Genomic DNA, 20983 nt, shown 5'->3' on the forward strand with positions numbered 1-20983 from the left:
CCGGCTGACAAGACCGGACGGCGCGGCACGCCGTCGCGCCGCAACTGGCGGGTTGCGCGCGCCGCCGGTTGGGCCTAAGCGAAGGCGATCAACGAGAACGCCTCATGCCCATCCGCCTGAAAAAGCTGATCGGAACTTTCCTGCTGGTGGCGCTGGTCATCATCTACGCGCTGGTCGCGTCGATCATAGCGGTGGCGCAGCTGTCGGAATCCGGCCCGCTGGTGCATTTCCTGTTCTTCCTGTTCAGCGGCCTGTTCTGGATACTGCCGGCGATGGGCATCATCAAATGGCTGATCCTGGAGCCGCGGCCGAAGGGCTGAAGCGGGCCAGGCTAAATTGTAACGACCATTTTGCCGGCATTGGCCAGCGGCGTCGTCACCCCCGACAGCATGGTGCGGATATGGGCGACGCTCTGGTAGCGGCCATTGACCGAAATGCGCGGCAGCGCGTGCAGGAAGCCGGCATGCTCGGCATGCAGCACGCCATGGCGGGTCGTCACCGCCGAGGCATAGCCGGCATCGCGGGCAAAGCCGACTTCTCGGCAGCCGACGGCGCTGGCGTAGCCATAGGGATAAGCGAGATGGCGCGGCTCTTCGCCCAGCTGCGCCTGCAGCTGGCGCCTCACGTCGCCGATCTCATGGCGCGCATCGGCTTCGTCGAGCCGCTTCAGATTGCGGTGGTTGACCGTGTGCGCGCCGATCGTCACCAGCCTGTGCCCGGCCATGGCGCGGATATCGTCCCAGGTCATCAGTGTGCTTGAGCGCAAGCCGTCGAGTTCGATGCCGTTCGAGCGCGCGAGATCGCGCAGCACGGCGCGCTGGTCCTCCTCGCGCACTTCCAGCGTCAGATAGGTGTGCAGGCGCGCATTGGCCTGGAGTTTCCTGCCGTGGGTCGAGCAGTCGATCGTCACCGGACCCTTCGGCGTCGCCAGCGTCAGCCGGTCGCGCGCGTTGACGATGTCCTCGACCACGTCCCACCACAGATCGGCGCTGCCGTCGATCAGACCCGGCGCGACATAGATGGTGATCGGCGCGTCGTGCTTTTCCAGCACCGGCAGCGCTTCGGTCATGTTGTCGCGATAGGCGTCGTCGGCGGTGATGGTGGCGAACTGGCCATCCTTGCCGCCGGCCTTGATGCGCTCGATCGCCTCGTCGAGCGTGACGAAAGCATAGCCCCTCGCCTTCATGTCGGCGACGAGAGCGTCGAGGAAACGCGGGGCGATGTTGAGGTGGCGGTTGACGCCGTCGGGCTTCTCCGGCGTGGCGGTGACCCGGTGCAACATCAGGATGGCGCCGATGCCGCCGACGAAGGGCTTGGCCAGCGGTGCAAGGCCGGTAAAGCGAGCGATGTTAAGCGCCAGTTTCCGAACTGCCTCCCCGCCGTCGATCATTCATTCACCTTTTGCGCCTAGGCTCAATCCAAGCACGGAACGCGCCGACGCGAACTCCCTGATCGCGACGAATACGCCTTAAGGATTGAGGTATGGTTGACGCCACCGCGTCATTTGACGGCAATCGGCTCGCCGCAAGCAAGGCGTCCGCGCGCGCAATTGCTGCAAACCAGACCAGCCTGTCGGTGTCGATCGCCGACGCTGCCGCGCTCGCCTCTTACGGGGAATTCTGCCGTTCCGCGCTGTTTGCGCCGGCGCAGAGCGCCGCCTGGGCCCGCGCCTGGATGACGCAGGCCAATCCGGATGCCGTCGTCGCCACGCTGAAAATCGAGGACCGGCCGGTCCTCTCGCTGGCACTGGAAATCACGCGAACTGGTCCATTCCGCGTCGCCCGCTTCATGGGCGGGCGCCATGCCAACGGCAATTTCGCCGCCGCCGATCCGACCTGGCTGGCAAAGACCGATGCCGGGGCGATCCGCAGGCTGGTGACGGCGATCGGCAAGGCGCGTCCCGACATCGACCTCGTTGCGCTCGAAAGGCTGCTGCCCGATCTCGATGGCGTTGCCAATCCGTTGGCGGCATTCGCGCATTTCCCCAGCCCCAATTTGTCGCTCGCCGTCGACCTCGATGGTGGTTTCGATGCGCTGCTGTCGCGTGCGAGCGGCAAGCGCAAACGCAAGAAGCACCGTTCGCAGACGCGCAAGTTCGAGGCTGTCGGCAGTCATCGCCGCATCGAAGCGCGGACACCGGATGAGGTGGACAGGCTGCTCGATACTTTCTTCGAGATGAAGGAGTTCCGCTTCGCCAAGATGGGCATCGCCAATGTCTTCGGCGAGCCGGAGGTGCGTGCTTTCTTCCGCACCCTGTTCGCCGGCGCGCTGGCCGAGGAGAAACCGGCCTTCGTGCTGCATGGGCTTGAGGTCGCCGGCAAGCTGCGCGCCATCACTGGCTCGAGCCGTTCGGGCAAACGCCTGATCTGCGAATTCGGAGCCATCGCCGAGGACGATCTCGGCCACACCAGCCCCGGCGACTTCCTGTTCTTCGACAACATCCAGGAAGCCTGCGAGACGGGTTTCGAAGTCTATGATTTCTCGGTCGGCGACGAGCCCTATAAGCGGCTCTGGTGCGATATCGAGACCCAGCATTTCGAGGTGCTGGTGCCCTTGACACTAAAGGGACGCGCGCTGGCGTCGGCGCTGCGGCAAGGCGCGCGGGCGAAAGCCTTCATCAAGAACAGCCCGACGATCTGGAAGCTGACCAAGATGCTGCGCCGCAAGGCGGCCGGACAGGCGGCGCCCGCCACCACGGAAGACGAAAACTAGCCGTCAGAAATTGAGAGCTTCGCGCAGCGCGGGACCGGCCCTGACACGCAGATCGAGATCTGCTTCTATGTGGTCGATATGGTGCAGCATCAGTCGGCTCACCAACCCGCAATCGCCGCTCTCCAGTGCGCCGACAATTTCCGTGTGCTCGCTATGCCCGCAGGCTGACACGCCAGAGCGGCCGTAAAGGGCGATGACCAGCGACGAACGCGCCACCAGTTCCTCCATGAAGCGCTGCAGGATGGCATTGCCGGCGACTGAAGCAAGCAGCAGATGGAAATCACCTGACGCCTTGATTTCGGAGCGCCGCGCGGTCGGACCGCGTTCGGCGATGAAGCGGCCTTCCTCATCGAGTTGGGCGCGGAACGCGGCGATATCGGTGGCTGTGACCCGCCCGCAGGCGGCAGTGGCAAGGCCCGGCTCGATCAGCCGGCGGGAGGCGAACACCTGGCGCGCTTCTTCGGGCGACGGGTTGGCAACGAAGGCGCCACGGTTTCGCTCGGTACGCACCAACCCCTCGAAGGACAGCATCTGCAGCGCCGCGCGCGCGACGGTGCGCGAGACGTCAAACAGCGTGCCGACCTCGCCTTCCGACAGCTTGGTGCCCGGCGCCAGCCGACGGTCGACGATGGCGTCGCGCAGATTGTCGCGGATCGCCTGGGCGCGATCCTGATTGGCGCTGTCGGCTGCGGAATAGATCTGATCGGCAATGTTCATGGCGATGATGGTTCCCGCCCCCTTCTAGCGCGACTCGTCGGGTGCGCACGAGAGGCAAAGTGGACACGAAGCTAAAAAAGATTGCATACGATTCTTGTGCAAATCGCGAACAATCGCCCATAATTTGTGCAATGCACAAGGCAGCTCGCCAGATAGGCAGCGTTGCCGAAGCCTGATTTTTCAGACAATTCAATCGCTTGGCCGCTGGCCCGCAAATTGGCACGCATGATGCTTTGGTTAATGCGACCAAACGGGGAAGCCTGAATGTCCAAAGCCGCCGAGATCGACATCGTGTCCATTTCGAAAGTCTACGGAACGACGACTGCCGTCGAGGCGATCAGCCTGAAAATACCGGCAGGCACCTATTGCTGCCTGCTGGGCCCCTCCGGCTGCGGCAAGACCTCGACGCTGCGCATGATCGCCGGCCACGAAAGCATTTCGTCGGGCGATGTCCGGCTTGGCAATACTGTCGTCACCGACCTGCCGCCCGCCAGGCGCGGCACGGCGATGATGTTCCAATCCTATGCCTTGTTCCCGCATCTCGACCTCATCGACAATGTCGCCTTCAGCCTGAAGATGAAGGGGGTCGACAAGGAAAAGCGCCGCGCCAAGGCGCTCGACATGCTCAAGCTGATGCAGATGGAGGCCTATGCGACGCGCCGGCCAGCGCAGCTTTCCGGCGGCCAGCAGCAGCGTGTCGCACTCGCCCGCGCACTAATCACTGACCCGGAGGCGCTGCTGCTCGACGAGCCGCTGTCGGCGCTCGACCCGTTCCTGAAAATCCGCATGCGCGCCGAGCTGAAGAAACTGCAGACTTCGCTCGGCATCACTTTCGTCCACGTCACCCACAGCCAGGAGGAGGCCATGGCTCTGGCGGACCTGATCGTGGTGATGAATGACGGCCGCATCGAACAGGCGGCACCTCCGCGCGATGTGTTCGAACGGCCGGCCACGGCCTTTGTTGCGCGCTTCATGGGTGACCACAATGTCATCTCCGGCCGGGTAACCGGCGCACGCGACGGCATGGTCGTTTTCGACATCAATGGCGGCGCCTCGCTCGCCGCCCGCGGTCAGGGCCAGGACGTAGGGACGCCAATCGATATCGCCATCCGCACCGACCATGTGCGCATGGGCGAGGCGCCCTCGCCGGGCCTCGGCTTCACCGGCATCGTCTCCAACATCGAATATCGCGGCGCCACGGTGAAGCTGTCAGTGGCCGGCGCCGGCATCGACGATTTCACGGTCATCGTCGACGATTCCGACTTCTTCGCCAAACCCGTCGCCATTGGCGACGCCGTACCGCTCGCCTGGGATTCCGAGGATGCCATCGTCCTCGGGCGCCTTCATTCATGAATCCAACGAAGCAAAACAAAAAAGGGGAATAAGCATGACAAACACATCGCAAACCAAGACTGGCATTTCGCGCCGCTCGCTGCTCAAGACGGGCGCCGCCGCCGTCGGCCTTGCCGCCGGCTCCGGCGTCATCACCGGCTTCCCGACCATCTGGGCGCAGTCCAACATCACGCTGCGCCAGTTCGGCACCGGCGTGTCGAACCTCAACGCCATCGCCGACAAGTGCAAGGCCGACCTCGGCATCACGCTTGAGATGACGGCGACCGATTCGGACGCCGCCGCCCAGCGCGCCGTGACCCAACCCGACAGCTACGACATAGCCGACATCGAATACTGGATCTGCAAGAAGGTATTCCCGAGCGGCGTGCTGCAGCCGATGGATGTCAGCAAGCTGAAATATTACGACGAGCTGGTGCCGCTGTTCAAAACCGGCAAGCTGACCCCCGACAGCGTCATTGCCCAGGGCACCGCGCCGCACACGGTCGGCTATGTCGAGGCGCAGGACTCAAAGACCTTCGCCAAGGCGCCGACCAACTGGTTCACCATGGTGCCGACGATCTACAATGCCGACACCCTGGGCATCCGCCCCGACCTCGTCGGCCGCGACATCACCACCTGGGCCGACATCATGGACCCGGCCTTCAAGGGCAAGACCGCGATCCTCAACATTCCGTCGATCGGCATCATGGATGCGGCCATGATCATGGAGGCCACCGGCAACATCAAATATGCCGACAAGGGCAACATGACCAAGGAAGAAATCGACAAGACGATCGACTTCCTGATCAAGGCCAAGCAGGCCGGCCAGTTCCGCGCCTTCTGGAAGTCGTTCGACGAGAGCGTCAACCTGATGGCGTCGGGCGAAGTGGTGATCCAGTCCATGTGGTCGCCGGCTGTCGCTGCCGTGCGCTCCAAGGGCATCGCCTGCCGCTTCCAGCCGCTCAAGGAAGGCTACCGCTCCTGGGGTGGCGGCCTTGGCCTTGCCGCCCATCTCAAGGGCGCCGAGCTCGACGCGGCCTACGAATACATCAACTGGTATACGTCAGGCTGGGTCGGCGGCTATCTCAATCGTCAAGGCTACTATTCCGCCAATATGGTCTCGGCCAAGAAGTTCATGTCCGAGGACGAGTGGGGCTACTGGATCGAGGGCAAGCCCGCCAAGGGCGAGATCAAGGCGCCGGATGGCACCGTCATGGAAAAGGCCGGCGCCGTGCGCGACGGCGGCTCGTTCGAGGAACGCATGGGCAAGGTCGCCTGCTGGAACTCGGTGATGGACGAGGACCGCTACATGGTGAAGCGCTGGAACGAGTTCATCGCGGCGTAAGGGAACAAGCGCCCCTCCTGTTCCCCTTCTCCCCTTGTGGGAGAAGGTGGATCGGCGCGGAGCGCCGAGACGGATGAGGGGTGCGTGACGGAGCACCGTCATTGCCAAGCTGGAACACCCCTCATCCGACCGAGCTTCGCTCGGCCACCTTCTCCCACAAGGGGGGAAGGAAAGGCCGCTCCGCCCGCTCCGCAAATCGAGAGCCTAGATGACCGTCGCGCTCGAACGTCCCGCAATCGCAGCCGCCAAGCCCGCCAGACGGCGCCGCTTGTCGCTCAGTGCCGTCACGCCCTATCTGCAGTCGGCACCGCTGGCACTCATCCTTGGCGCGTTCCTGCTTCTGCCCATCATCATGATCGCCGTCGTGTCCTTCTGGGATTACGACTTCGCCGCCATGTATCCGGATTTCCTGACGACGAACTATTCCGACGTGCTTGGCTCCTGGGTCACCTGGAAGACCTATCTCAACACCATCAAATTCGCTGCCATCGTCTGGGCGCTGACCTTGTTCATCGGTTTCTGGGTGGCTTATTTCCTTGCCTTCCACATCCGCACCACGGCCATGCAGATGGTGCTGTTCCTAGTTTGCACCGTACCGTTCCTGACCTCCAACATCATCCGCATGATCTCGTGGATCCCGGTGCTTGGCCGCAACGGGCTGATCAACTCGACGCTGGTGCAATTGGGCCTGGTGCCGAAGCCGATCGAATGGCTGCTCTATTCCGAATTCGCGGTCGTGCTGGCCATGGTGCATCTCTACACGCTGTTCATGGTGACGCCGATCTTCAACACGCTGATGCGGATCGATCGTTCGCTGTTTGAGGCCGCACGTGACGCCGGCGCGTCCGGCTGGCAGGTGCTATGGAACGTCATTATCCCGCTGGCCAAGCCCGGCATGGCGATCGGCACCATCTTCGTCGTCACACTGGTGATGGCCGATTTCTCCACCGTGCAGGTGATGTCGGGCGGCCAGAGCGCATCGGTCGCACTGATGATGAAGAACCAGATGTCGCTGCTGCAGTATCCTGCCGCCGCCGCCAATGCCGTGGTGTTGCTGGTGTTGGTGCTGTTGATGGTCGCCGGCATCCTGCGCATCGTCGACATCCGCAAGGAGCTTTGAGGTGAGCCACGAAAAACGCACCCTCGAATTCTATGTGCTTGCGGCCTTCTTCACTCTGTTCGTCCTGTTCCTCTATGGCCCGCTGTCGGCGATCCTGATCCTTTCTTTCCAGGGCGAGACCGGCGGCCTCACCTTCCCGCTCAACGGCGTGTCTCTGCACTGGTTCGCCAATCTGTTCGAGCGCCAGGCGGTCGGCGATTTCGGCGGCAGCTTCAAGCGCTCGCTCGTGCTCGGTCTGATGGTGATGATCGTCACCGTCGTCGTGTCGCTGCTGGCAGGGCTCGCCTTCCGGCAAAAATTTCGTGGCGCCACCGCGCTGTTCTACCTGGCGGTCGCCAGCCTCGTCGTACCCTCGATCATCATTTCGTTGGGCATTGGCGTCGTCTTCCAGCAGGTCGGCTTCCGCCCGGCCTGGTACACGTCAGCCTTCGGCGCGCACCTGACCTGGACCTTGCCCTTCGGCGTGCTCATCATGTTCGCCGTCTTCAACCGGTTTTCGCCAGCCTATGAGGAAGCCGCGCGCGACCTCGGCGCCTCGTCCTGGCAGACCTTTGCCCATGTCGTGCTGCCGATGATCGCGCCGAGCCTGATCGGTGTCGGCCTGTTCGGCTTCACGCTGTCCTACGACGAGTTCGCCCGCACGCTGATGACGTCGGGCACCTTCAACACGCTGCCGCTCGAGATCTACGGCATGACCACCAATGTCACGACGCCGGTGCTCTACGCACTGGGCACGGTGACCACGGTGTTCTCCTTCCTGGTGATCCTGGCGACGCTGGGCGCTATTCTCTATGTCGGCCGCCGCCGGGCGAGAACGTGATCGTGCAGATACTGGTGGTGAACCCCAACACGACGGCGAGCATGACCGAGACGATCGCGGCAGCGGCGCGAGCCGTCGCCGGCGCCTGGACAGAGGTGGTGGCCGTCACCTCCTCCATGGGCCCGGCGTCGATCGAGGGCTACTACGACGAGGCGCTCGCCGTGCCTGGCCTGCTGATGGAAATCGCTGCCGGTGAGCGTGCCGGCGCGCAGGCCGCCATCATTGCCTGTTTCGACGATACCGGCTTGGACGCTGCGCGCGCCATGGCTGCCATCCCCGTTATCGGCATTTGCGAAGCCGCACTCAGCGTCGCGTCGTTCATCGCCCAACGTTTCACCGTGGTAACGACCACCGAACGCTCGCGTGTCCCTGTCGAGGGACTGGTGCAGCGCTACGGCATTGCCGGGCGCGCCCGTGTGCGCGCCGCGGACATTCCCGTGCTCTCCCTCGAAGACCCTGCCTCGGGCGCGGTGGCGAAACTGCGCGCCGAGATCGCCCGCGCCATCAAGGAAGACCGCGCCGAAGCCATCGTGCTCGGCTGCGCCGGCATGGCCGACCTGGCCCACCAATTGCAGGAAGAGTTCGACCTGCCGGTCATCGACGGCGTCGGCGCGGCGGTCAAGCAGGCGGAGGCGCTGATCGCATTGGGGCTGTCGACCTCGAAGCGCGGTGCCTATGCCAGCCCGCTGGCCAAGTCCTATCGCGGCGTGCTGAAATCCTTCTCGCCCGGAACAATCGCCGCGGAGTGAGCCATGAAGCCGACCATCCGTGCGCTGTCGCTGCAAGAACTGGCCGTTCTTATCGACTGGGCGGCCGCCGAAGGCTGGAACCCTGGCCTTGACGATGCCGCCGCATTTCAGCCAACCGACCCTGAAGGCTTCATCGGCGCCTTTGTCGGCAACGAGTTGGTCGCCGCCATCTCGGCTGTCGCGTATGGCGGCAATTTCGGTTTCATCGGTCTCTACATCTGCCGGCCGGACATGCGCGGCCAAGGCCATGGCAAAGCGGTCTGGAGCGCCGGCATGGCCAGGCTGGCCGGCCGAACAGTTGGCCTCGACGGCGTCGCAGCACAGTTGGCCAACTATCGGCGCAAGGGATTCAGGCCGGCTTACGAAACCATCCGCTTCAGCGGCCGTACCGCGATACCGTCCGTCCGAAGCGATGGGGTGCGCGCGATACGCACGCAACTCGTGCCCGACATCATCGCCTATGACGCCCGCTGTTTCCCCGCACCTCGGCGGGCCTTCCTGCACCGCTGGTCGCAACCACCGCATTTCGGGTTCGCCGCGATCAGTTCGCTCGGCACCATAGGCTACGCCGTGGCTCGTCCCTGCCGTTCGGGTTACAAGGTCGGCCCGCTGTTTGCCGACGACACCGAGACAGCGATGCAACTGTTGGGCAGTCTGGCTGGTGCATGCGAAGGCGGCGACCTGCATATCGACGTTCCAGCCGACAGTATCGATTTCACTGCGGCGCTTGCAGCGATTGGTTTCAGGCCGACCTTCACCACCACCCGCATGTACAAAGGCCCGCCTCCGAAGGTCGACGCGCGCCGAATATTTGGCGTGACGACCCTGGAGTTAGGGTAGATTCCGGCGCAGCCTGGCAGGCTTGGCCAGCCGCTTGCGCAGCTGACAAGCTTTGGTTTTGGGGAACCGGTGGGGCAAGAAACTGATGGGCGCCGCCTAAGTAGAAGTGTCTGATGTCTCAGGCGGCGCTACGTCGTCCCGGCACGGGGTTTCCCGGCGTCTCATGGCCTACCGGCGTTACCAGAGTGAGGTCGGGATAGCCGCTCTCGATCAGCTTGACGGCGGCCTGCGCCACCTCATCGTCCGCTTGCAGCATGGAGAGGAAGACCTCGGTGCTGTCGCCGACCAGTCGGCTGATGCCGTGCGCGTCGGCCGGTCCGCATTCGACAATGACCAGATCATAGGCGGTGGTCAGCGACTGCATGATGATCGGAAGCCGATCGGCGGCGCGCATGGCGCGGACCGGGTCGGCGGTGCCGACGGGGATGACATGGCAGTCGGAATAAAGGTCGGCGTGGATGACATCGCTGAACTGCGCTTCCGAAGCCAGCAGATTGGTGATGCCCGGGAAAAGTCCGCTGTCCAGCATCGGCCGCGAGGCCGCGCCCGACGCGGTCAGGTCGAGCAGCAGCACGCGCAGGCCAGCGTCGGAGACTTCGCGCGCCACCAGCACCGCCGAGGCCGCGGCCTCGTCGCCTTCGGGCGAGACGAAGATAGCGCGCGCAGCACCGGTGGCGATCAGCTTTTCCGCCGCTTTCTCGACGTCGATCTCGCCGAGGCTGGAGCGTACCGGTTCGGGTTCCGCGTCTGCGTCTGCGGCCGCTGCTTCTTCCAGCGCTGCGGGGGCCGACTCGGGAACCGCCTTCGGCTCCAGTTCATGCTCCATGTCCGCCGGCCGGTCTTCCGCCTCCTCGGTCTTGGCTGCCACCGGTTCCGGCTCGACGACCGGCGCCGACGCGACTGGCATTGCGACCTGTTCGATGCGCTCGAATCGGGCGCCGGGGGCCGGACGCATGGCGCGACCCGAAAACAGCTCCTGCAGAAGCGTGATGATCGACATCAGCAGCAGCGAGCCGACGAAAGTGGCACCGACGATCGGGACGAGTTTGGGGAAATAGGGTTCCGAAGGCACCGAGGCCTTTGATGCTATCCGAGCGTCAACCGGCAGATATTTGCGATCCTGGCGCGAAGCCGCCTCACGGTAGTTGGTCAGGTACAGTTCAAGTTGCTGACGTTTAGCGGCTGCATCGCGCTCCAGCGCGTCGAGTTCGACCTGCTCCTTCCCGGCGCGCGCCGATGCGGCCTTCAGCGTATTGAGATCTGATATGAGCTGGTTTTCGCGAGCCTGCGCGGTCTGCGCCTGCGTCAGAAGCCCCTTCATGATTTTTTGCGCTTCGTTGCGGATCTGGCCGTCGAGATCGGCGAGCTGCGATTTCAGCGCACGGATGCGCGGATGATTGTCGAGCAAGGTGGTGGAGAGGTCGGCGATGTTGGTCCTCAACTCGACCTGGCGCTCGCGCAGGCGCTGGATCAGATCGGACGATAGCACCTCCGGCACCGCATCCAGCGAGCCGCCGCCCTGCAATGCCTTGCGCACGCTGTCGGCGGTCGCTTGCGCCGAAGCGCGGTTGGCGCGCACGCGCATCAGTTCACTCGACAGTTCGGACAGCTGTTGCGTCGCCAGCACCGAATTGTTGCCGCCCATCAGAAGATCGGACTGGGCGCGGTAGTCAGCGACCTTGTCCTCGGCAACCCTGACCTGCTGTTGCAGGTCTGCGATCTCCGGTGCCAGAAAATCGGCAGCGGCGTTGTTCGACTCGCGTTTGGCCGCCCCTTGCCCAGCGATGTAGGCGGCGGCAATGGCATCTGGTATGTCGGCCGCGAGCTTGCGGTTTTCCGATGAGAACTCAATGGCAATGATGCGCGTCTTCTCGACACCATAGACGTTGAGCTTCTCGTGCATTTTCTTGAGGACACGCTCTTCCGCCGGAATTTCCATTGGGTCGCTTTTCAAGCCGAAGAGGACCAGAGCCCGACTCAACGGCGACATGTCGAGCGCATCGTCGAACTCGGGGAGTTTTTCCAGACCAAGCTTTTCAGCGACCTGCTTCAGGATCTCGTTGGAGGAAATAATCTGGACCTGAGTGGCGACGCCTTGTTCATCGAGAATTGGCTTGTCGGTGTCGTTGTTGCTGGGCGGCCGCGTATAAACGGATTCACGCGGAACGATCTCCACCTGCGTCTGGGCCTTGTAGTGCCGGGTTGCCAGCGAGGCAAAGGCGAACGCCAGCCCTGTCACCACCAGCGTGACCACGAGGATGCGCAGCCAGTTCCTCGCCAGGCTGGCGAAGAGCTGTCTCAGGTCGACATCGACGTCTGCGGCCGCGGACTGAACGGACATGCATTCCTGCTCCGGAACATGAGTCTAGATATTACCGTAAACAACTATGGTAACTCAGCCGTTAAGATCGCGGTAAGCACCGGTTAGGGTTTGCTGACAGCGGGCAAACAAGGGCCGCGAAACTACTCGGCTTTTTGTCGATTGCCGCCAAATCGGCCGCGTCCCTTTACCGGCCATTAACCCTAACAGGATGATAACAAACCCAGATCCTTAAGGTTTGCCGCCGCATCAGGGCGGCCACAGCGACGAAGGTGTGTGTCCGATCATGAAAAGCGCTGCTGGTCTGTTTCGCGCTCTGCTGGCCGTGTCGATGCTCGCCGGCTGCTCCAGCTACCGGCCGACGCCGGCGGCCTTCCACGAAGTGCTCGACCAGCCCTACCGGCTCGGCGCCGGCGACCGTGTCCGCGTCACCGTGTTCGAGCAGGACGGGCTGACCAACACCTACAGCGTCGACCAGTCCGGCTACATGTCCTTTCCGTTGGTCGGCGCCGTGCCGGCACGTGGCCACACGGCCCAGCAGCTGGAAAAAGAGATCGCCGACAAACTGCGCCAGGGCTATCTGCGCGACCCCGACGTGTCGGTCGAGATCGACCGCTACCGGCCGATCTTCGTCATGGGCGAAGTGGGTGCTGCCGGCCAGTATTCCTATGTGCCGGGGCTTACCGTGCAGAAGGCGATTGCGATTGCAGGCGGCTTCTCGCCGCGCGCCAACCAGGAAAGCGTCGACATCACCCGCGACATCAACGGCAAGGTGATGACCGGGCGGGTGGTTACCTCCGACCCCTTGCTGCCTGGCGATACCGTCTACGTTCGCGAACGCCTGTTCTGACATCAACGTGGCGGACCAGCTCAGGATCGTCCACTGCTTTCGCTCACCCGTCGGCGGGATCTTCCGGCATGTGCGCGATCTGACGGAGGCACAACTCGCCACCGGGCACGTTGTCGGCATCGTCTGTGATTCGACCACAGGCGGCGAATACGAAGAACGCCTGTTCGACCAGATGAAGGACAGCCTGGCGCTGGGTATCCATCGCACACCAATGCAGCGCCATGTCGGACCGGGCGACCTCGCCTCGGCCTGGCGTACCTATCGAATCATCAAGGAATTGCGGCCGGACGTGTTGCACGGGCACGGCGCCAAAGGTGGCGCCTATGCCCGTCTGTTCGGCTCATTGTTGCGGGTATCAAGGTCTCGCGTAGCCCGCCTTTATTCGCCGCATGGTGGCTCCCTCCACTATGACGAAACGACAACGACCGGAAAGCTGTTCTTCGCGCTGGAGCGCTTCATGGCGCGCTTCACCGACTGCCTGCTGTTCGTCTCCGACTATGAGCGGCGCACCTACCGGCGGAAGGTCGGCGAGCCGCCGATCCCCAACACGCTGGTCTACAACGGCTTGCGCGCTGCTGAGTTCGAGCCGGTGGTGACCGCGCCTGACGCCGCTGACCTGCTCTACATCGGCATGATGCGTGACCTCAAAGGCCCGGACATCTTCATCGACGCGCTGGCCTTGGCCGGCACGCAGATCGAGCGTCGCTTGACCGCTGTCATGGTCGGCGACGGCGACGACCTGCCACGCTACCACACCCAGGTGAAACGGCTGGGGCTCGAAAAACAGGTTCGCTTCCTGCCGCCAATGCCGGCCAGGGATGCCTTTGCGCTGGCCGACCTCGTGGTCGTGCCGTCGCGCGCGGAAGCCATGCCTTATATCGTACTCGAGACGCTGGCCGCCGGCAGGCCGATGATCGCCACCGCGGTCGGCGGCATACCCGAAATCTTTGGCGAAGGCTCCCCTGCCCTGATCCGTCCCGATTCGCGCGACCTCGGCGACAAGATGGGCGAGGCGCTAGGCGATCTCGACGCCTATCGGCGCGCCATGCCCGACACCGCCAGCCTGAAAGAGCGATTCGGCTCCAATGTGATGGCGGCCGAAATCGAAAAGGCCTATTTCGCCGCGCTCAGAAAATAGGCTACCTCCCAAAACCACAGGTTGTCTCAAGGTTTTTTTAGCTCTCTTCTGCTATGGTCATGGCGGAAGCTTGTGGGAAACCCGATGAACGAGACCGACCCCACGCGCCGCTTTTCGGCCGATGCGGTGCGCAAATTCGACGGTCCTGCCGAGAGCCCCACGCCCGGCGGCATGAACAGTGTTGCCCGCCAGGTTGCCTCGCAATACCGGCGCGATACGATGTCGCCGGTCATGGTCAGCGGCGTGCTGCGTATCGTCGAATTCGCCTTGCTGTTCCTGTCGGGGCTCGTGCTCTACTTTCATTTTGTCGGCTTCTTCACTTACCTCGCCTGGCAATATCCGCTGACCATCGCCGCGGCCTCGTTCCTGGCCGTCGTGTTGCTCGACGTCAGCGATTGCTACCAGATCTCCGCCTTGATGCGACCGATCTCCAACCTCGGCCGCGTGCTGGCGGTCTGGGCCGGCACCTTCGCGCTGATGGCGCTGACGGCCTTCATCATGAAGATGTCGGAGGACTATTCGCGCCTGCTGTTCGGCACCTGGTTCGTCATCGGCCTGCTTCTGCTGTTTGGCCTGCGCCTGGTGATGTCGAAGCTGATCCGGCGCTGGGCGCGCGACGGCCGCATGGAACGCCGCGCCGTCATTGTCGGCGGCGGCAAGGCGGCCGAGATGCTGATCCGCTCTGTCGAAAAACAGCCCTACAACGACATCCGCATCTGCGGCATCTTCGACGATCGCGGCGACAAGCGCTCGCCGCCGATCGTGGCCGGCTACCCCAAGCTCGGTACCATTTCGGAGCTGATGGAATTCGCCCGCATCGCGCGCATCGACATGCTGATCGTGTCACTGCCGCTGACCGCAGAAACGCGGGTGCTGCAGCTGTTGAAGAAACTCTGGGTGCTGCCGGTCGACATCCGGCTCTCGGCGCATTCGAACGCGCTGCAGTTTCGCCCGCGTGCCTATTCCTACATCGGCTCGGTGCCGATGCTCGATATCTTCGACAGGCCGATCAACGACTGGGATTCGGTCGCCAAGCGCGCTTTCGATATCGTCTTTTCGCTGATCGGCATCATCCTGTTTTCACCGGTGATGCTGGTGACGGCCCTCGCCATCAAGCTCGACAGCAAGGGGCCGGTACTGTTCAAGCAGAAGCGGCACGGCTTCAACAACGAGATCGTCGAGGTCTATAAATTCCGCTCCATGTACACCGACCGCTCGGATCCGAGCGCCAAGCAGACGGTGACCAAGAACGATCCGCGCGTCACCCGCGTCGGCCGCTTCATCCGCAAGAGCTCGATCGACGAACTGCCGCAGTTCTTCAACTCGCTGTCCGGCTCGCTGTCGCTAGTCGGTCCGCGCCCGCATGCGATCGCCGCGCAGTCACACAACCTGCTCTACAACGAGGTGGTCGACGGCTATTTCGCCCGCCACAAGGTCAAGCCAGGCGTCACCGGCTGGGCACAGATCAATGGCTGGCGCGGCGAGATGGATACCAATGAGAAGATCCGCATGCGCACGGAGTACGACCTTTACTACATCGAAAACTGGTCGATGCTGTTCGACTTGCGCATCCTGTTCCTGACGCCGCTGCGGCTGCTCAATACGGAAAACGCCTATTGAGCGCGACTTCCCATGAGGTGCCGCAGGCTGCGGTCAACACGTTGCCGCCTTCGGTAGTCAACACGTTGCCGCCTTCGGCGGTCAACACCAAGCTGATCGCGCTGATATCCTCGGGCGCGGTGTTTTTTGGCGTCTTCCTCTCGGGCTTCGTCATCGACGAGCCGGCGCCTTACGACCTCTTCATGGTCGGGCTGATCGGGGTGTGGGCGCTGTTTGGCCTGCGCATATCGCGTGCGGCGGCGCCGCTGCTGGTGCTGCTGATCACGATGAACATCGGCGGCATGATTGCGATGACGCAGATGGCCGATCTCGCCAACACGCCACTCTATCTCGCCGTTTCGCTGTTCCTCGCCTTCACCGCGGTGTTCTTCTCTTCGGTGACGGCAGTGCAACCCGGCCTCTACCGGCTGATCTTCATCGCCTATGTCTTCTCCGCGGTGGCGACAGCGCTGCTTGGTATTGCCGGCTATTTCCACGCCTTCCCCGGCGCCGACATCTTCACCAGATACGACCGCGCCCAGGGCGCCTTCCAGGACCCGAATGTGTTCGGACCGTTCCTGGTGCTGCCCGGCATCTACCTGCTCTACCTTATGCTGACCGGATCGATCGCGCGCATGCCGCTTTTGGCGGTGCCGCTTTTGATCATCACCGCCGGCATCTTCTTCTCGTTCTCGCGCGGCGCCTGGGGCATGTTCGCGGTCTCGGCGATCCTGCTCACCGGCGCCCTGTTCCTGCAGAGCAACAGCGGCAAGTTCCGGCTGCGCGTCGTCATCATGACCATCGCTGCCATCACGCTGCTGGTGGTCGCCATGATCGTCATCCTGCAGCTGCCGGGCGTCAGCGAGATGTTTTCCAGCCGCGCCCAGCTGGAACAGAGCTACGACACGGCGCGGCTTGGCCGGTTTGCCCGTTACACGATCGGCTTCCAGATGGCGCTCGAGCATCCGCTCGGCATCGGACCGTTGGTGTTCGGCACCATTTTTGGCGAAGACACGCACGACATCTGGCTGAAGACGCTGATGGACTATGGCTGGCTCGGCTTCGTCTCGTTCCTGACGCTGACGCTGTGGACGATCGCGGCCGGTTTCCGCTTCCTTTTGCGCGACCGGCCGTGGCAACCCTATCTGCTTTGCGCCTACGTCGCCTTCATCGGCAATATCGGGCTCGGCGCCTTCATCGACATCGACCACTGGCGCCACGTCTACCTACTGCTCGGTCTGATCTGGGGCGCGATTGCGCTGGAATACCGGCATCAGAGGGAATTGAGAGCGGAGACAATCCGAATCGGTGGGAAAGCCGCCGAGTTCGGATGACTCCGCCATGCTGACGGACTGCAGAGATTTCACCTATCTCGCGATGCCGGCGACCCGTTCGGGGTATTGCACGGCCAGCATCGAATTGTCGGCGTGGCTGGCAAAGATTGCACTGACCTTTTCCGCGTCGAACCTCGCCCTGCGTTTGCGCTTCTCGTCGTTCAGCAAAATGCCGCTGATGGCGTCGAACTTGCGTCCGAGGTTCTTCAATATGCCTCGCTTGATCGGCCAGCTGCGGCTGAAGCGGCCGGCCCAGGGCGTGCCTTTCGCCAGATCGCGGTAGATCGCCATGGCGTCGACCTCGACGCCGACCGGGCGAGGCTCCCAAGGTTTGCCCCAGGCGAAGTGACGGGCGTAGGACCTGCTGAACGGGATCTGGCTGCTGTAGTTGGTCATCACGTTCCAGAACGGATGCATAGTCTGCCACCGGCCTTCGAAGGCCACGTTCAACGCGCCTTGATCCATTCCGTAGACATGTTCCGACGCCAGCTGCCGCGTACGCTCCAGGAGCCCCTCAGCCCTGAGTAGCGGCATGTTGAAGAGAAGAACGCCAGCATTGAATTTCGGCGCACCGGGCTGCATCGGCAGATGTCGCCTGTACTTCGCGTCGAAGTAGGTCTGCTCGTCGTGAGCGGCCAGCAACGGCGCGTTGAGCGGTGTGTTGCAGAGATCGGCTATCGATCGGTTGAAGAGCACGTCGGCATCGGAATAGGCGATGCGGTCGTACGGCTCGAATTCAGGCAATTTGTCCGCGAACAGCCTGATGTAGGTCGCAAGGGTGGGATGCGTTCCACGATTGAAGTTCGTCGCCTCCATGAACTTCGTTACGTCGATGATGCTGATCCTCCCACCGAGCAAACGCTCGCCGGCAGACCGGTCCTCACTGGGAATGATGCCGGTGTGCAAAATAAAGCCGTCGACTGGGCCGGATAGATCCAACACACGGCGCGCTGCCAAGCAGGTGTACGGAAAATACCTTTGATCGGCGGCGAAAAAGAAGCATGACGTTTGCGACACAGTCTAATTCTCCTGCCCTACGCCTTACGGATTGAAGTCGCGGATATCTCAAGCGAAACCGCCGAGTACTTCGGGAAATTGCACGGCCATCGCACCGGCAAGGGCATGCTCGGCATACATCTTATGGACCTTGCTGCCGTCATACCGTGCGCGCCGCCGATACCGATCCTTGTTCGGCAGCATCCCCATGATTCCGTCGAACCTGCGGGCGAAGCGCCTCATGACGCCCCGCTCGAAGGGAATGCGCTGCATAAAGGGCTGAAGCCAGGGCGTATCCCTTGCCAGACCGCGCCAGACGACAAGCGCCTCGGGCTCCACGTCGACCTGGCTCCCCCACGGCTTGCCGCCGGCGAAATGCCGCGCATAGGCTTGGGCGAACCGAAATTCCTTCGTATCGTTGGACATCAAATTCCAGTTCGGATGCATCGTCTGCCACTTGCCCTCGAAGACGATGTTCAGCGCGTTCTGGTCGTTCATCTGCCCTGCGACGGCCACGTCCCTGGCGCGGTGCAAGAGGCCCTGTTCACGCACCAACGGCATGTTGAAGACGATGATACCGGCATTGAAGTAAGGCGCTCCCGGCTGCATCGATAACTTCTGCCGGTAGCCCGGGCGGAAGTACATATAATCGTCATGGGCGGCCAACAACGGCGCATTCAAAGTCTGGCCCACCAGGTCACCGATATCCCGATTGAACAGAACATCACAATCGATATGGGCGATGCGGTCATAGTCCGCAAACTGAGGCAATTGGTCGGCGAAAAGCCGCACAAAAGTGCCGACATTGCTTGGCCGGAAAGTATGGCCGGCCTGCGCAAACAACGCCGAGACGTCCATTATGCGAAGGCTGTTCTTCAGCAGGCGCTCAGCAACACGCATATCGGTATCGCGTGCACCGACATGCAGGATGAAGCCTGGCGTTGCTTCGCCCGAAACGTCCAGAATTCTGCGCGCCGCCAAGCATGCATACGGGAAATAGTTGGCGTCAGCCGCTAGAAAAAAACAGGAATTCGCCACGCGCAATCCTTCTAATCGATCTGGGCGAGCCATATCGCCTTGGCGTAGCGTCGACAAGGCCGGATGCCTGGCGACTTTTCCGGTCCAACGCGCCGTTTTAGCGCTTGCACCATAACCCTTGAAAATATATGGCTTTGCGCGGTCCGGAGTGTAGCGCAGCCCGGTAGCGCACTTGACTGGGGGTCAAGGGGTCGTCGGTTCGAATCCGGCCACTCCGACCAAACAACACAGGCGTTTAGCTGCTTCCCCCAAGTGGCCACGCGATTTCTCAGCCGCATTGCAGCCACTCGCAAAATACGTTTCTTACGGCGTCACGCCTGCGTGACGCTCCAGGAAAGGCTCGATGGGGCCTGTAAGAAGAGCAGCCTCCTGCTTGATCTTCTCGTCGCTCCATTCCCACCACCGGATCGCCAGCAATTTCGCAATGACGTCCTCCGAAAACCGATAGCGGATAAGCCTGGCCGGAACCCCGCCGACGATCGCATATGGCGGCACATCCTTGGTGACAACGGCGCCGGCAGCAACGATGGCGCCATCGGCAATGTGGACGCCTGGCATGATCATCGCATGACGGCCGATCCAGACATCGTTGGCGATGGTAATGCCGACGGGTTTGCCACCGTGCGCATTGGGGTCGGTCGAGTCCATCATGCGGCTGTGGATCGGAAAAGTGGTTGCAGCCCAAGGCACGTGGCTTCCCCCGGAACATTCAAAGCTGACGTTGCCGGCGACCGAACAGAACGCTCCAATGGTCAACGGAGTGGCGTCAGACGCTCCAAGCACCTTCTTCCGGCTCACGCCATAGGTGTGACGTCCGAGGGTCACGCTGGAGGGCAGCTTGGATCGAAACGGGTTTTTCAGGTGTAGCCACCCGATCACAGTGGCCTCCCATCCCGCTGCCACAGGCTCACACGGGCTCCCGACAAACAATATCGAGCCCTTGCAGCCCATAGCCCATCGCGATGGCAAAGCCCATTCTCGCTGTAGGCGATGTAATCAAAAACGTCGGTAGATCGGACCATCCGTTCTTCTATCCGCCCAATGCCCGCGACCTCAAGAGGCTTGCCATGAGTCGCAGCCGCGCGGGCGCCAGCAGCGGGTCTAGACAGCAGTTTGCTACCGGCCTTGTCGCTCTCGGCCTCACCGATGGGCAGATCGGCACCATCAAAAAAGCTACCGCTGCAAAGGCTGGAGAGCCTTGCTATATGGCAGATAGGAGCCAATAAGGGCTGAATGAAATTTTTCCTGCCAGTCGAAAAAGCGGCGCATCACCTCCGCAGCAAACTGTTCGCAAAGCTGATGTCATTCCGCTGGTTTCGCTCTATCAGTCTACTGACGATGAAGGAAGACATCCTTCTCGTCACGAGGCAATTTGAGGACCACAAACTTACTTTTTCGCCGCACGAAACCATTGGTCGGGACTTGTTCCGAAAGGGGCACTATCAGCGCGAGTTGGCGAACAGGGTTCTGGAGCTGATCGGGACACCGCCCGGGAAGACTTTGCTGGAAATCGGCGCCAACATCGGCACGCATAGCGTCTATCTGATGCTCAGCGGGAAGTTCGATCGAGCAATCTGCATTGAGCCAGATCCACGCAATTTCAAGCTTTTGAAGCAAAACCTGGAGCTAAACGACCTTTCGAGTGCGGTGAGCGCCTTTCAATATGCCGCTGGCGACCGCGAAGGATCGATAGACCTCTACTTCGGCGATGAGAATTTCGGTGCCAGTACGGTCATCAAGCCAACGGAAACATCACGTTCTGTCCCGGTGCAGCTTCGGCGTGTCGACAGCATCATGGCTGAAGCTGGCGTCAGCCCCGATGACATCGGTCTGGTGTGGATGGATATCGAAGGCGCGGAGCCGGAAGCCTTAAGCTCGATGGCCGAATTGGTGCGGCGTCAGGTTCCCATCCTCATGGAATACAGCCCGCAGCGATATGACCCGGCCAAGACCCGCGAAATAGCCAAGTACCTGGCCAATGCCTACCGGCGCTGCATCGTCTTCGGCAGGTCCGAAAACGAGATGGATATTCGCAGCGTAACTGAGCAACGCGACATCCTGCTTCTGTAGAAC

The 20983-nt window shown here is 62.3% G+C and carries 19 protein-coding genes and 1 tRNA gene; 14 read left to right on the forward strand and 6 right to left on the reverse strand.

The window, feature by feature from the left end; all coding sequences use genetic code 11:
* Positions 1 to 104 precede the first annotated feature (104 nt).
* Entirely contained in the window at positions 105 to 320 is a 216-nt protein-coding gene (locus tag AC04SH_RS02770; RefSeq protein WP_477232828.1) for a DUF2842 domain-containing protein, read from the forward strand.
* An 11-nt stretch (positions 321 to 331) separates the two neighbouring features.
* Here AC04SH_RS02770 and AC04SH_RS02775 read toward each other — a convergent pair whose 3' ends face one another.
* A complete protein-coding gene (locus tag AC04SH_RS02775; RefSeq protein ID WP_488573848.1) occupies positions 332 to 1390 on the reverse strand; it encodes a polysaccharide deacetylase family protein in 1059 nt (352 codons plus the stop codon).
* Between the two features lie 92 nt (positions 1391 to 1482).
* Between AC04SH_RS02775 and AC04SH_RS02780 the strand changes: the two genes are divergently transcribed.
* Positions 1483 to 2712, forward strand: a complete 1230-nt coding sequence (locus tag AC04SH_RS02780) for a GNAT family N-acetyltransferase (protein ID WP_488573849.1) — start codon at positions 1483 to 1485, stop codon at positions 2710 to 2712.
* Between the two features lie 3 nt (positions 2713 to 2715).
* Here AC04SH_RS02780 and AC04SH_RS02785 read toward each other — a convergent pair whose 3' ends face one another.
* On the reverse strand, positions 2716 to 3429 hold the full coding sequence (locus AC04SH_RS02785; protein ID WP_477232831.1) for a GntR family transcriptional regulator: 714 nt from the start codon (positions 3427 to 3429) through the stop codon (positions 2716 to 2718).
* 264 nt (positions 3430 to 3693) lie between these two features.
* Here AC04SH_RS02785 and AC04SH_RS02790 point away from each other — a divergent pair, with 264 nt between their 5' ends.
* The 6 genes from AC04SH_RS02790 (at position 3694) to AC04SH_RS02815 (ending at position 9635) form a co-directional block, all read left to right on the forward strand.
* Positions 3694 to 4782, forward strand: coding sequence for an ABC transporter ATP-binding protein (locus AC04SH_RS02790; RefSeq protein WP_488573850.1), 1089 nt, complete (start codon positions 3694 to 3696; stop codon positions 4780 to 4782).
* Positions 4783 to 4816: 34 nt separating this feature from the next.
* Positions 4817 to 6106: an ABC transporter substrate-binding protein gene (locus AC04SH_RS02795; protein ID WP_488573851.1), complete on the forward strand. Its 1290-nt coding sequence runs from the start codon at positions 4817 to 4819 to the stop codon at positions 6104 to 6106.
* A gap of 208 nt (positions 6107 to 6314) precedes the next feature.
* Positions 6315 to 7226, forward strand: a complete 912-nt coding sequence (locus tag AC04SH_RS02800; protein ID WP_488573852.1) for an ABC transporter permease — start codon at positions 6315 to 6317, stop codon at positions 7224 to 7226.
* Position 7227: 1 nt separating this feature from the next.
* A complete protein-coding gene (locus tag AC04SH_RS02805; RefSeq protein ID WP_477232835.1) occupies positions 7228 to 8046 on the forward strand; it encodes an ABC transporter permease in 819 nt (272 codons plus the stop codon).
* A 2-nt stretch (positions 8047 to 8048) separates the two neighbouring features.
* Positions 8049 to 8795 (forward strand): aspartate/glutamate racemase family protein, encoded by a 747-nt coding sequence (locus AC04SH_RS02810; protein ID WP_488573900.1) that lies wholly within the window; start codon positions 8049 to 8051, stop codon positions 8793 to 8795.
* A gap of 3 nt (positions 8796 to 8798) precedes the next feature.
* A complete protein-coding gene (locus tag AC04SH_RS02815; protein WP_488573853.1) occupies positions 8799 to 9635 on the forward strand; it encodes a GNAT family N-acetyltransferase in 837 nt (278 codons plus the stop codon).
* Positions 9636 to 9753: 118 nt separating this feature from the next.
* On the opposite strand, the gene AC04SH_RS02820 is transcribed toward AC04SH_RS02815, so the two are convergent.
* On the reverse strand, positions 9754 to 11976 hold the full coding sequence (locus AC04SH_RS02820; protein ID WP_488573854.1) for a GumC family protein: 2223 nt from the start codon (positions 11974 to 11976) through the stop codon (positions 9754 to 9756).
* A 265-nt stretch (positions 11977 to 12241) separates the two neighbouring features.
* On the opposite strand from AC04SH_RS02820, the gene AC04SH_RS02825 reads away from it, so the two are divergent.
* From AC04SH_RS02825 to AC04SH_RS02840, 4 genes are all read left to right on the forward strand, one after another.
* Positions 12242 to 12805 (forward strand): polysaccharide biosynthesis/export family protein, encoded by a 564-nt coding sequence (locus tag AC04SH_RS02825; RefSeq protein WP_112561792.1) that lies wholly within the window; start codon positions 12242 to 12244, stop codon positions 12803 to 12805.
* Between the two features lie 7 nt (positions 12806 to 12812).
* Complete coding sequence (locus tag AC04SH_RS02830; protein WP_488573855.1) at positions 12813 to 13943, forward strand: glycosyltransferase; 1131 nt, start codon at positions 12813 to 12815, stop codon at positions 13941 to 13943.
* A gap of 84 nt (positions 13944 to 14027) precedes the next feature.
* A complete protein-coding gene (locus tag AC04SH_RS02835) occupies positions 14028 to 15563 on the forward strand; it encodes an undecaprenyl-phosphate glucose phosphotransferase (RefSeq protein WP_488573856.1) in 1536 nt (511 codons plus the stop codon).
* Positions 15560 to 16876 carry an O-antigen ligase family protein gene (locus tag AC04SH_RS02840; protein ID WP_488573857.1) on the forward strand — a complete coding sequence of 439 codons (1317 nt, stop codon included), beginning with the start codon at positions 15560 to 15562 and terminating at the stop codon, positions 16874 to 16876. The genes AC04SH_RS02835 and AC04SH_RS02840 overlap by 4 nt, the downstream gene beginning before the upstream one ends.
* Positions 16877 to 16909: 33 nt before the next feature.
* Here AC04SH_RS02840 and AC04SH_RS02845 read toward each other — a convergent pair whose 3' ends face one another.
* Complete coding sequence (locus AC04SH_RS02845) at positions 16910 to 17893, reverse strand: glycosyltransferase family 8 protein (RefSeq protein ID WP_488573858.1); 984 nt, start codon at positions 17891 to 17893, stop codon at positions 16910 to 16912.
* A 48-nt stretch (positions 17894 to 17941) separates the two neighbouring features.
* On the reverse strand, positions 17942 to 18910 hold the full coding sequence (locus AC04SH_RS02850) for a glycosyltransferase family 8 protein (protein ID WP_488573859.1): 969 nt from the start codon (positions 18908 to 18910) through the stop codon (positions 17942 to 17944).
* 144 nt (positions 18911 to 19054) lie between these two features.
* Here AC04SH_RS02850 and AC04SH_RS02855 point away from each other — a divergent pair.
* A tRNA-Pro gene (locus tag AC04SH_RS02855) sits at positions 19055 to 19131 on the forward strand.
* 82 nt (positions 19132 to 19213) lie between these two features.
* On the opposite strand, the gene AC04SH_RS02860 is transcribed toward AC04SH_RS02855, so the two are convergent.
* Positions 19214 to 19600, reverse strand: coding sequence for a CatB-related O-acetyltransferase (locus tag AC04SH_RS02860; RefSeq protein ID WP_488573860.1), 387 nt, complete (start codon positions 19598 to 19600; stop codon positions 19214 to 19216).
* Between the two features lie 543 nt (positions 19601 to 20143).
* Between AC04SH_RS02860 and AC04SH_RS02865 the strand changes: the two genes are divergently transcribed.
* A complete protein-coding gene (locus AC04SH_RS02865) occupies positions 20144 to 20980 on the forward strand; it encodes an FkbM family methyltransferase (RefSeq protein WP_477232889.1) in 837 nt (278 codons plus the stop codon).
* Positions 20981 to 20983 lie beyond the last annotated feature (3 nt).

This window comes from Mesorhizobium sp. CNPSo 4688 (genome assembly GCF_057784295.1).